The following is a 12616-nucleotide window of genomic DNA, read 5'->3' on the forward strand; positions in this document are numbered from 1 at the left end:
TGTTATAAAGTTGGAATTTGATTAAAAACAATAAGTTTCATAAGTTTCATAAGTTTTATAACGTTTCTTCGAATTAAATCTATTTGAATTTTATGTTTTTTAAGGGGAATTTTAAATTTATAATAAAATATAATTTCATTTTCTATAAAAGATTTTTTATGAATGGAATTGAAAGTCAGTTGACAAATATTAAATTCTGGTTTAAATTTTGAAGTAATTCAATAAACTTTGTTAGGTGAGGCTCCTGTATAGAGAAACGCTGCTGCCCAAAAATGTCGAGAGACGCCAATGGGTCAACAGGAACGGTCGGATTAAGGCCCTTCTTAATGTAGCTGGTTATAAAAACCTATGCTATACAGTGCTAAAACTCAACGAGGGAGTGGTATACGATTTGATAGAAAGGCACCTCTGTGATTTTGGTAGAGCTGTCTTAATATTCATTTATTTGTATTGTGAAAAAACCTTTACTCCTTTTTGAGTAAAGGTTTTTCTGTTTAATTTTATTTATTTTTATCTTGTCTATATTCAAAAAGGAGGTAATTCTAACTAATGAATTGATTGCAATGTAACTATTATTGCTCTAATAAAAAATTTAAGACAGATAAAATAAAACAAAACCACTCATGAAACTCTAGAGTCTCCCTTAGCAATATGAGGAGGAGTTAACATGAAGAAATTATTAAAGGAATTACTTATAACCAAAAATAACTTGGATGCAGAGAAAGTTTTACGTCATCCATCGTATGATATTGCACAAGAAGTAAAAGAGTTTTCAATTGAAGATCAAGTCATATTGCTAAATACGATTCCTGTATTAAAAAGCTCTAAAATTCTTCAATATATGAGTGCAGAAGAAAAATATAATATCTTAATTCACTTATCTGAAAACAAAGCTAAAAAGTTACTAAATTTACAACCGATTGATGAATTAGTAGATTTACTGCTAGCGGTTCATCCGGAAAAACAGGCTAAATTAATGGCGTATCTAGATAAAATCACAAAACATAACGTGAAAAAATTGATGACTTTCAAACCTGAAACGGCAGGAAGTCTTGTAACAAGTGATTTTGTTGCAGTTAGGGGGAATTGGTCAGTAAAAATGACATTGAAGTACATTAGGGAACATTCTAAAAATGTAGAATCAATATCTTATAGTTATGTTCTTGATAGTCATGGTTATCTTGAGGGAATCGTTTCCATACATGAGTTATTACTAGCAGCAGATGAAGAGATATTATCTACTATCATGATTCAAGAGGTAATTTCAGTACACGCTGAAATTGATCAACAAGAAGTTGTAAAAAAGCTACTGAATTATAATTTAGCGGCAATACCTGTCACAACAGCAAATAATAAAATGATTGGTATTATAACATTTGATGACGTAATGAATGTTATGGAAGCAGAAGCTACAGAAGATATTCAAAAGTTAGGCGGAAGTGAACCATTGAATCAATCTTACTTTGAAGCTAGCATTTGGAGCATTTTCTTTAAGCGTCTACCATGGTTATTGCTTCTTTTTGTTGCTGAGGCATATACAGGTACAGTATTAAAGTATTTTGAAGACGAAATTGAAACTGTAGTTGCCCTTGCTTTCTTTGTTCCATTATTAGTAGGTACTGGAGGGAATACAGGAACACAGGTTGTAGCAACAATTACTCGTGCAATTGGTATTGGAGAGGTGAAATTTAAAGACATTTTCCGTGTAATGAAAAAGGAATTTGCAATTGGTATGCTTCTTGGACTTGCACTTGCGGTAGCTGGACTCACTCGTGCTTATATGTTAGGTGTTGGAACAGAAGTTGCACAAGTTGTAGCAATCACTTTATTATTTATTGTTATTTGGGCCTCTCTTGTTGCAGCTGTTTTACCTTTGATTCTAAGAAAATTAAAACTAGATCCTGCAGTTGTTTCAGGTCCATTTATTACAACATTTGTTGACGGAACAGGATTAGTAATTTATTTCATGGTTGCAAAAGCGTTATTAAATTTGTAAGTATACACTCAAATAAATACGAAATGTAAAATAAGTATTTTGCATTGCTTGCTAAGATTTAGTGGGGAACTCGGAAATGAGGAAAATAAACAATTTTATCTTTATTAAAAAATATTTTAAAGGATTCATTGAATGTAATTAATACCGGAGGATAAAACTATGAAACATCTAAGAAAAATCTTCAAACGAATTTTGCTTCTATTTTCTATTTTCATACTTATTGGCATAGGAATATTATTTGGTACTAGCTATGGCCGAGAGCTTCGTATAACAATCGCTGGGAGTATACTAACTTCTCAGCATCCACAATATGCGAAATATACATTCCTATCCCAAAAGGAACTAGATAAATTGCAAGATAGAATTAATCATCCGAAATGGTCAAATAGTGATGAGCATATTTATAAAAAAATAGCAGGAAAAAGATTAGAAGAATTTAAAAATCAACCATTAGAAATTGATGTAGAAACAATTAAAAGTAACAAAGATAGTCGCTTTCTTTTTGAAGGAAAATTAGTTACTATTAGTAATCCCTTCAATGTTAAACTTGTTAGCCATCAAGGAACACAGGGCGCTAACAGAGGAGAAAAAATTAGCGTAATGGCAAAGCGTAATCATGCACTTGTTGCTGTGAATGCAAGTGGATTTGCTGATGAAACAGGAAGGGGTGGGGGAAGTGTTGCTACTGGAATTGTAATAGAAAATGGGAAAGTTATTGATACGAATATGGATAGAAATACCCCTACAATTATTACAGGCTTAACAAAGTTTGGACAAATGATAACAGGAAATTATTCTACACAACAACTTTTGGATAAACAAGTCGTTTCAGCAGCAGGATTTATGCCACAGTTAATTGTAAATGGAGAAAAAATGATTACAGAAGGAGACGGTGGTTGGGGTTCTGCTCCGCGAAGTATTATGGCCCAAAAAGAAGATGGTACAATTATGTTTCTAGTCATTGACGGTAGACAGACGCATAGTATAGGGGCTACGTTAAAAGAGTGTCAAGATATTCTATATGAAAAAGGTGCTATAAATGCAATGGCTATGGATGGTGGTTCTTCTGCTACTCTATATTTAGGAGGAAAGGTTATAAATTCACCTTCTACATTATCACATGAAGATCGTTATTTACCTAATGCTTGGGTAGTAACAGCAAATCCAAAACAAAAAATAAAGATGACAATAGATGGAGAAAAAGTAAATCCCAAAACATTAGATAATATTGGTACAAATATTTAAACCCATGTATGAGCTACTTATATAAATAAAAATTTTAAAACCGCAAAATGTATTAATGCATAAAATCCGTAAAATGAAATCAGTACACAAAAAGGAGAAATTTTATAATTGCATAAAGTTTATGAAAAAATGGGAGTATAATTTGGTATTGTGTAATAAAGATAAGGCCCACCTACGGAAATAGGTGGGTTTTTTGTTGGGTATTTCTATCTCATTGTACAAAAGGGAATTTCTATTAAAACTATAGCATATTTTTATAGCTCTTATATTGAGAAAAAGAAAAGACACCCAAATAAGAGTGTCTTTTCCCATAGTTTTTAGCAGAAGCAAGAAGCTCCAACAATAATTAATAAAATAAATAATACAACTAATAAAGCAAATCCTCCTGCAAAGCCACAGCCGCCACCGCAGCTACCACCAAAGCCCATAATAATTCCTCCTTTAAATAGTAGGAGAAAAATAAGGAGTCACTCATGTATTTTAATGGATTCAAATTACTTTATGTTTTTATGGATTAAATGAGCAGGTCCTTTTGAAAATAAGGGAAAGAGGACTTAAGGCGCTTCATCTGAATATAAATAAATTACACATTTTCTTAAAAATAAACTATCTAATTATATCAATAATAAGATTATATAATGTATTAATCCTAGCAGAAGGGAGGAATATCCATGCAATTAGTTTGTTTTAAAGTAGTAAGTGGACAATACTTCTTAGTTGTAGAAGGTGTAGAGATCCCTGTGCCAATTCCAGCGTTTGCTGCAGCTCTATTAATTGGTTTAGCGCTTTGTTCTTAATTTAAAGAACTCCAAACAGCCCTACCTTTCAATTGATAAGCCCTCAAGTGTAAGAATGCTTGAGGGTTTTTATAATAAAGAAAAGACACCCAAAGGTGCCTTCCTCCGACTTGAACCAATTTAATTTTAATAATATGTATTGGACGCCAATCCAATTATTATTTTACCATATTAAGTAATATTGTACATTGAGAAATTTGGTATACCTCTTTATTTAAACGTAAAAAGCCCTAGAAAGTCTGGGACTTTTTAACATAATGAAAATGATTCAAAAAATGGACTTTTATAACGTAACATACGACTGTTTCATAAATGTATCGTAAAAGAGAACAAAATCTATATTTTGTAAATAAAGATTCAGAGTTATAATATTTGGGTAATACATTATATAATTATAGGGGTGGAGAGCTTGGATAGAACATTTGAGTTTAAAGGGGCAGGGAAAACAGTAGTAAGAATAGAGGGTAACTTCATTCGACTGAAGCGAAGAGGAGCCTTGAATTTTTTAAATCATGGATTAGACGGTGAAAAAAACATTGATATTAACAATATGACTGGTATTCAAATTAAAAAAGCCAATTTCTTCACAAATGGTTACATACAATTTATTTTTATGGGTAGTCAAGAGAGTAAAAAAGGGGTTATGGCTGCAGCAGCAGATGAAAACACAGTTATGTTTACAAAAAAAGAAGAAAAAATGGCTGTAGAAATTAAAGAGTATATTGAGAGTATTTTAGCTAATAAAAGCAAACCTCAAGTTTCTGCATCAGTAAGTGGGGCAGATGAAATATTGAAGTATAAAGAGTTGTTAGATCAAGGAGTTATTACTGAAGAAGAGTTTCAAGCGAAGAAAAAGCAATTATTAGGAATTTAAAAAAGCACTCATATGAGTGCTTTTTTTATTTTAAACCGAATTGAGATTTATTTTGCAATTTACCTTCTTAGAACATGAAGTTCGCATTAGCACCAAATCCTTTTTCTCCAATCTATTTATACATAATTGTATGAAGTTGTTCGCTAGCTTGCCCAGTCTCTGATAAAAATTCCCCGTCGCTAACAATGATAGCTTTAACTTCGTCGTAACTCATTCCATTTTTGATTTGATTGAACTTAGCTTTGCTAATTCCAGGTTTATTTTTCGGAGCTTCTTCTTTTTTAGGCTCTTCTTTAGTAGCTGGCGCTTGTGTTTCTTGTTTAAGGGTACGGCCGCATACCCATCAACTTAAGAAAAGTAAACATCCCCAAAACAAAAAATGAGCTCATTTCTCGAAATAACTAATTGTAGAGAAAGAAAATTTTCATTTAGGGGGTACTTCAAAACCTTAGCTTGATGGCGATGGGGTCTCGTCACACATCCCTAAGTTGCTGGATATGTATGGTGACCCCCATAGCCAAAGAAGTAAGAAGATATTTAGAAGCGCATCAAATTTTGAGGAAGTGCTTGTGAACCAAATCATAAATAAATGAGGTTTTGTATGTTCGATTTTCAAATAATACCCAAGAAGGAGTGGGTTGCAGTTATAGTAATACTCTATTTTTTGTATTTCTATAATAGATAATTTTTTAAAAAAACAGAATTATCTTGACAGTTATTGAATGGATTGATAAGGTTATAAAAAAATATTTCTTATCCAGAGAGGTGGAGGGACTGGCCTTATGAAACCTCAGCAACAGGTCTGCTTAAGTAGACACTGTGCTAATTCCAGCGGGTGATAATCCTGATAGATGAGAGCTTCCGTTTTTATTTGTCAGTAGCGCCCTCTTTTTTAGAGTGCGTTTTTTGTTTTTTCTGGGTAATAACTAAAGGAGAGTAGAAATGGAGAACAAAAATGGGCAAGAATTTCAAAGGAAAATGCAAGCACGTCATTTAGTCATGCTATCACTTGGTGGGGTGATTGGAACTGGCTTATTCTTAAGTTCGGGTTACACTATTCAACAAGCTGGCCCATTTGGAACAGTTCTATCCTATCTGGTTGGTGCGCTAGTGGTTTATCTAGTTATGCTATGTTTAGGAGAACTTTCCGTACATATGCCTGAAACGGGCGCATTTCATAGTTATGCAGTTAAATACATTGGACCGGGTACAGGGTATACAGTAGCCTGGCTGTATTGGTTAACTTGGACTGTTGCTTTAGGTTCTGAATTTACAGCCGCAGGATTACTTATGAAGCGGTGGTTTCCATCGATTAATGTTTGGGTATGGAGTGCTCTTTTTGCCATTTTGATCTTTGTATTAAATGTCCTGACTGTTAAATTTTTTGCCGAATCCGAATTTTGGTTTTCAACGATAAAGGTTATAGCTATTGCGATTTTTATTGTTTTAGGAGTAGCGGTAATGCTAGGGTTTCTTCCGATGACTCATTCAAAAGCTGCACCATTCTTTTCTAATTTTACAAGTGGAGGTTTATTTCCCCATGGTGCTACGGCCATTATGATGACCATGCTTGCGGTTAATTTTGCTTTTTCGGGAACAGAATTAATAGGTATTGCAGCTGGAGAAACAGTGAACCCGGAAAAAATGATACCGAAGGCAATTCGAACGACTCTGTGGAGATTGATCATCTTTTTTGTAGGAACGATTGTTGTTATATCTGCGTTATTGCCTATTTCCGATGCGGGGGTATTAGAGAGCCCTTTTGTTGCAGTTCTAGAACGAATTGGGGTGCCATATTCAGCTGACATAATGAATTTCGTTATCTTAACAGCCATTTTATCTGCGGCAAACTCAGGCCTTTATGCCTCTTCTAGAATGCTTTGGTCGCTTGCTAATACGAATATGATATCCCCGATTTTTGGAAAAATGACGAAGCAAGGTGTTCCAATCAACGCCGTCATTTTCAGCATGGTAGGTGGAGCTTTGGCTTTGCTCTCGAGTATTGTGGCACCAGATACCGTCTATATCGTACTTGTTTCCATTTCCGGTCTAGCAGTAGTTGTAGTTTGGATGAGTATTAGTGCTTCGCAGTTCCTATTTCGCAGACAATTTTTGAAAGAAGGAAATTCTGAGAAGGACTTGATTTATCGCACACCACTATATCCATTAGTACCAATTGCTTCTTTTATCCTTTGTCTGGCATCGTGTATTGGAATTGCATTCGATCCAACACAGAGAATTGCCTTATATTGCGGCATACCGTTTATTTTGTTTTGCTATGGAAGTTATTATCTAACAAAAAATCTAAAAAAGAGGGGCGTAGATTATGTCGAACAAAATCAACCCAATTGATGATATTTTATCCCAACATTCCATTATGCTTCTTGACGGAGCATTAGCTACAGAATTGGAGGCGCATGGATGTAATTTGGACGATCCTCTTTGGTCGGCACGTGTGTTACTAGAAAATCCGGAACTAATTTATCAGGTTCATTCAGACTATTTTCGTGCTGGAGCGGACTGTGCCATAACAGCAAGCTATCAAGCTACTATTAGTGGTTTTTCCACGCGTGGAATACAAGAACAGGAAGCTTTGGAATTAATTAAGAAAACGGTGTTACTTGCAAGAAGGGCAAGAGATGATTTTTGGAAGGGAAATACGCAAACGAATAGGCCTAAACCATTGGTTGTTGCATCAGTTGGGCCGTATGGCGCTTACCTTGCAGATGGTTCAGAGTATGTAGGCAACTATGGTGTGACAGATAAAACATTAGCAGACTTTCACCGTTCGAGAATGTCTGCGTTAATCGAAGCAGGTGCAGATTTATTGGCATTTGAAACGATCCCTTCCCTGCAAGAAGCAAGAGTATTAGATACATTATTGCGTGAGTTTCCAGAAACATATGCGTGGCTTTCCTTTTCGCTAAAAAATGAGAAAGAGATTAGTGAAGGTATGAAACTCGTAGAGTGTGCACGAGCTTTTGAGAAAAGTGAACAAATTGTAGCGATAGGCATCAATTGTGCGCCAGTAACCGTTGTGACTGGCGCAATCCAAGAGTTGAGGGCAAACACCAAAAAACCGATTATTGTTTATCCAAACTCTGGTGAAACTTATAATCCAGAAACAAAAACATGGCATGGTCATGAACAATGTAACGCGTTGAATATTCAATCTGAAGAATGGTACCAAGCAGGTGCACGTTTAATAGGTGGATGCTGCAGAACGACACCTTATCACATTGAGGAGATATCGAACAAGTGGCGTTCTTCCGAGTTTTTCTATTCGAACGAAGCAAAACAGTAATGTAATGGATGATAATCTATCTTTGTGTGTATTTTCATGATTTAGCTTGTTCAGGAATCTACAGTTACGTCTAGTGGCACAAAATGTCTTTTCAGAGACACAAATGTGGATGGTAGCCTCGGGAATTCATTGGACTTTTGGGTACCTTAGGTATGGAAAGGAATCAGGGAAAATAAAAACCGCTAGTTTAATAGAAATGGTAGATAACATGCTGAATCTTTTAATGAAGATGTAGTTGATCCAATTGAAGGTGAATGGGACCATTTATTCGTAATTAAAGTTAACGAAGAGGCTAATTTAGTTATTTAAGAAATAGTTCAATAATTATATGAAAAGTTGTTGTGGTAAAAATCCTTGTTGTAGTAGTTAATATGGTCATATTGTTGTAAAAAAGGGTAGATGTAAACAGGTATACTCTCCTGTTCATCTATCCTTTCCTTTTTACCTTATAAAATGTGTGACATTATATTTAATCGTATAAATATAGGATTTCATTACTATTTCCTGGACTTTTAATAAAACGATAGGGTTTATTTGATATGCGTATTATTAAGAGTATACTTCTATTTCAGGAATGCTTTACCCCCACAAAATGAAAGTACACTTTGTTTCCATTCTTAAGTTGATAGATGTCTGGTGCCTCACTGTAAGAACGTAATTGTATTGTAGAAAAATAAAATAGAAGGATTACTTACCTTTAGTAAATATGAGAACTTTATATTTTTATTATTTCCGATTATGCAATATCAGACCTCAGATATACATTCGCTCAGTTGTACATTAGAATATATAAAAATCACGTAAACTCCAGATGAACTTCACACTCGAATAGAAAATCCGTTATATAATAACTATAGAATTTATTAATGTTACATTAATTTTTATCTATTGGGATATACAAAATATAAAATTTCGATACGGAATACTAAGGTAAATAACTTCTTATAAGAAAGTAATAAAGGAGAATAGCTATGACAAGCACAGTACTGGAATCAAAAAAAACTAATATTACTGAAGAAGATGTTGAAATTTTAAAAATAATGGCGCATCCAATTCGTTTACGTATTGTAAACGAGCTAAGCAAACATAATACTTTTAATGTTTCCCAACTAACAAAAATTTTAGAGATACCCCAATCATCTGTTTCACAACATTTATCGAAAATGAAGGGCAAAGTACTAAAAGCTGAACGTAAAGGCTTAGAAATTTATTATTCAATTCGTAACAACAAAGCAACTCAAATTGTCGGCATACTTGGATATTAAAGCATATATACAATAACACAAAGATAGAGTAGTACCTGAAAAGGGTGCTACTCTTTTTGGACTCTATAAACACAACATGACAAATGTTACTTTTCCATAAAAGAACAAGAACAAACTAGGAATTATGTTTTCCTACATCGAATTTAAACGTACATGTCATTCAAAATAGATGCCAGACACCTGGATGTACATAGCTAAAAGCAACTTATCAAACGCTGGAGGGATACAATGTCTTATAAAACGATTCATACCGATTTTCGAAATGACTATACAAATGCTCGAGATGCCTTGTTAAATGAAGGAATCGTTGAAATTGGCCATGTCCAATATGAAAGTCAAAAAGGACTAATCATACGTCCTGCCTACGAAATAGAAGGAGAAATTTATTTTTTCTCGGGAATGAAAGCAGCGGGAGAAACGATATACAGTGTACAATTACGCCCTTTTAATGAGCTAAAAGGGGCGGATTACATTCCACTAGAGGAAAAATCTTGTATAACTGTGTAAATGAGAGAGGTATAGCTATCAGCTAGGAAGAGGAGGGAGAGATGGATCAAGATGAGCGGTATTATATTTTACAAGAACGTGTAAGTTTGCAAACATACTTAGACTCCTTAAACCCGAACGTTTCTGACAACTACAACAAAGAACGAAGTATGAACGAGCTGCAAAATCAAAGCCTCATTCGATAACATAAATCTATTCTTGGTAAAATACTTCCTAATTAGTATTCAAAAGGGAAGTAGCATGTTTCTTGATGTACTGACCTTAGAAGAACATCGAACAGTATTAAATACGAAGATTCAAACTTAGGTGACGATACTTAAACTACACGGTATTTACTTTTTCGTTTCACAAATCCTACATTTTTAGCTAATTGCTCTAAAGCATTAGGTGACATATATCGTTGTAATTCTTTAGAAAACAAAGCAGAACAGGCAATGAAACTATTTAAAAAAGCAACTGAGAGTATTAAAAGTAAAACCAACTAATCATGAAAAGGGGCATATGGCGGTAGCTCTATTGCAAATTTACAAAGAGAAATATATTGCAAGATATCTTATTATTCAATTCCTTATTTCCTCTAATGCTTTTCTTCTTGGTTAAACATCTATTGCGTCATAAGCAAATATGTACACTTGATTAGCCAATAGCTGCCTTATACGTTATATAAGCTAAATAGCTTGAAATCTTTTTTCAAATTTGTACTGAGAAGCTAGAAAAACTAAAAAAATTGTTCTTTTTGCTTTTTTAGTTTTTTACATGTTATTTTGCAGAAATGAATTTAAATAAAATTCCAGTTATATCTAAAGTTATAGGCTCACACAAGATTACATGTATTTAGGGGGAGCACCACATCGCCATCAAGCTAAGAAAGGTAAATGCCCCCAGAACGAAATTTTGTGCTAACTTGTAGCAAAAAAGCTCATTTTTTGTTTTAGGATAATTCTGAATTCTTAAGTTGATGGGCATGTGGCGGGACCCCACATCCATCAACTTAAGAAAATAGACTATTCTTAAACTTAAAAGCACGTTACTATTCTCTTATGTTAATGAGAAAGGGTGACGTGCTTTTTATGAATATGCATCAAAAACAAGAGCTGTCTTTATTTGCCGAAGAGTTATATCGATATATGTCTCCCGCTACACTTAATCAATTAGCTATAGAAGCAGGTGGAATGAAACGAAAACGTAAGTGCCATGGGCACCATTTTTTATCTTTGTGTGTATGGTTAAATCAACAAATCGCTACAACCTCTCTTACTCAACTTTGTAGTCAATTAGAAACTTCAACAGGAATTTTATTAAGTCCTGAGGGACTGAATCGACGATTTAACTCGGCTTCTGTAGCCTTCTTTCGAACTGTATTTACTACACTTCTACAAGCTAAAATTGGAGGATCATCTACAATTTCTCATTCTCTTTCTGCTTACTTTGAGCGGATTCGCATCCTTGATTCTACAACCTTTCAAGTTCCAGATCGATTCGCAGCTACTTATCCTGGTGCCGGAGGCTGTAGTCATACAGCTGGTGTAAAAATTCAATTAGAGTATGACTTGTTGAGTGGAGAGTTTTCTGATGTGAAAATTGAACCAGGAAAACGAAGTGATCAGGCATATGGGGCGACTCGAATGGACATGACACAAAAGAATGAACTATATATTCGTGACTTAGGGTATTTTCGTTTACAAGACTTTAAATCAATCCAAGATAAGGAAGGGTATTATTTATCGCGTCTTAAATTACCAACTAAAATATATAGAAAAGAATTCGAAACAGTGGTATTTAAAACAAAACCTGCTCAATTGAGACCGGTATATATACAAATTCATTTGGAAGACATCATGAACCAATTACAACCTGGCCAAGTTTATGAATTACAAGATGTATATGTAGGGAGCAAAGACAAACTACCCACTCGCATTGTGGTTTATAGATGTACAGAGGCGCAAAAACAGAAACGTCTACATGATCGAGCTATTCGTGAAAAGAAAAAAGGGATTACATATACAGATCGTACGAAACTTTTACAAGGAATTACGGTATATATGACAAACATTCCTACGGAATGGGTACCGAAAGAGAAAATCTATGATTTATATTCACTGCGTTGGCAAATTGAGCTGTTATTTAAAATATGGAAATCTTGGTTTCGAATTCATCGTTGTAAATCTATTAAACAAGAGCGATTAGAATGCCACCTTTATGGACAACTCATTAGTATTCTATTATGTTCTTCTACTATGTTTAAAATGAGAGAACTCCTATTACGTAAGAAACAGAAAGAACTAAGTGAATATAAAGCGATGTACATAATTAAAGATTATTTCTTACTTTTTCATCAAGCACTACATAAAAACACCCAAGAATTATCAAAGATTCTCCTTCGTCTGTTTAACCTCCTACAGCGAAACGGACGAAAATCTCACAGATATGAGAAAAAAACAGTCTTTGATATTTTAGGTGTTGTGTATGAGTATACCACTTCTGCCCATCAGGTAGCATAGCGAAAAATTTGAAACCCGTCAGGGTTTATTTGACGTGCCTACTTTTATAACATCTATAAAAGATAATAAAAAACTACGTGGAAAGACCGCATTTTGTATAAAAATATACGTTAAGTTGATGGATGTG

Annotated in this window: 11 protein-coding genes and 2 riboswitches; of the genes, 10 read left to right on the forward strand and 1 reads right to left on the reverse strand. The window is 34.2% G+C overall.

Annotated elements, in window-relative coordinates:
* Nucleotides 1-220 precede the first annotated feature (220 nt).
* Nucleotides 221-386: riboswitch (M-box (ykoK) riboswitch) on the forward strand.
* A gap of 281 nt (nt 387-667) precedes the next feature.
* Together mgtE and ACO6VI_RS31710 are read left to right on the forward strand one after the other, a co-directional pair.
* Nucleotides 668-1996 carry a magnesium transporter gene (gene mgtE, locus ACO6VI_RS31705; protein WP_000734818.1) on the forward strand — a complete coding sequence of 443 codons (1329 nt, stop codon included), beginning with the start codon at nt 668-670 and terminating at the stop codon, nt 1994-1996.
* Nucleotides 1997-2155: 159 nt separating this feature from the next.
* Nucleotides 2156-3241, forward strand: coding sequence for a phosphodiester glycosidase family protein (locus ACO6VI_RS31710; RefSeq protein ID WP_161520331.1), 1086 nt, complete (start codon nt 2156-2158; stop codon nt 3239-3241).
* 317 nt (nt 3242-3558) lie between these two features.
* Here ACO6VI_RS31710 and ACO6VI_RS31715 read toward each other — a convergent pair whose 3' ends face one another.
* On the reverse strand, nt 3559-3669 hold the full coding sequence (locus ACO6VI_RS31715; protein WP_000505681.1) for a YjcZ family sporulation protein: 111 nt from the start codon (nt 3667-3669) through the stop codon (nt 3559-3561).
* Nucleotides 3670-3912: 243 nt separating this feature from the next.
* Here ACO6VI_RS31715 and ACO6VI_RS31720 point away from each other — a divergent pair, with 243 nt between their 5' ends.
* The 8 genes from ACO6VI_RS31720 (at nt 3913) to ACO6VI_RS31755 (ending at nt 12489) form a co-directional block, all read left to right on the forward strand.
* Nucleotides 3913-4038, forward strand: a complete 126-nt coding sequence (locus tag ACO6VI_RS31720; RefSeq protein ID WP_275893571.1) for a hypothetical protein — start codon at nt 3913-3915, stop codon at nt 4036-4038.
* A gap of 400 nt (nt 4039-4438) precedes the next feature.
* On the forward strand, nt 4439-4912 hold the full coding sequence (locus ACO6VI_RS31725; protein ID WP_237655424.1) for an SHOCT domain-containing protein: 474 nt from the start codon (nt 4439-4441) through the stop codon (nt 4910-4912).
* Between the two features lie 750 nt (nt 4913-5662).
* Nucleotides 5663-5770, forward strand: a riboswitch (SAM riboswitch).
* Nucleotides 5771-5854: 84 nt separating this feature from the next.
* The gene (mmuP, locus tag ACO6VI_RS31730; RefSeq protein ID WP_161520333.1) at nt 5855-7264 is read left to right on the forward strand and encodes an S-methylmethionine permease; all 1410 of its coding nucleotides are present in this window, start codon (nt 5855-5857) and stop codon (nt 7262-7264) included.
* Nucleotides 7239-8216 carry a homocysteine S-methyltransferase gene (mmuM, locus tag ACO6VI_RS31735; protein ID WP_161520334.1) on the forward strand — a complete coding sequence of 326 codons (978 nt, stop codon included), beginning with the start codon at nt 7239-7241 and terminating at the stop codon, nt 8214-8216. The genes mmuP and mmuM overlap by 26 nt, the downstream gene beginning before the upstream one ends.
* 971 nt (nt 8217-9187) lie before the next feature.
* Nucleotides 9188-9481, forward strand: coding sequence for an ArsR/SmtB family transcription factor (locus ACO6VI_RS31740; protein ID WP_000204906.1), 294 nt, complete (start codon nt 9188-9190; stop codon nt 9479-9481).
* A 228-nt stretch (nt 9482-9709) separates the two neighbouring features.
* A complete protein-coding gene (locus ACO6VI_RS31745; RefSeq protein ID WP_061660994.1) occupies nt 9710-9988 on the forward strand; it encodes a hypothetical protein in 279 nt (92 codons plus the stop codon).
* 41 nt (nt 9989-10029) lie between these two features.
* Nucleotides 10030-10173: a hypothetical protein gene (locus ACO6VI_RS31750; protein ID WP_167319462.1), complete on the forward strand. Its 144-nt coding sequence runs from the start codon at nt 10030-10032 to the stop codon at nt 10171-10173.
* A gap of 885 nt (nt 10174-11058) precedes the next feature.
* Nucleotides 11059-12489, forward strand: coding sequence for an IS4-like element ISBce2 family transposase (locus tag ACO6VI_RS31755; protein ID WP_422424664.1), 1431 nt, complete (start codon nt 11059-11061; stop codon nt 12487-12489).
* Nucleotides 12490-12616 lie beyond the last annotated feature (127 nt).

The organism is Bacillus sp. PSXD-155, assembly GCF_049310765.1.
In the GTDB taxonomy this organism is placed as follows: domain Bacteria; phylum Bacillota; class Bacilli; order Bacillales; family Bacillaceae_G; genus Bacillus_A; species Bacillus_A cereus.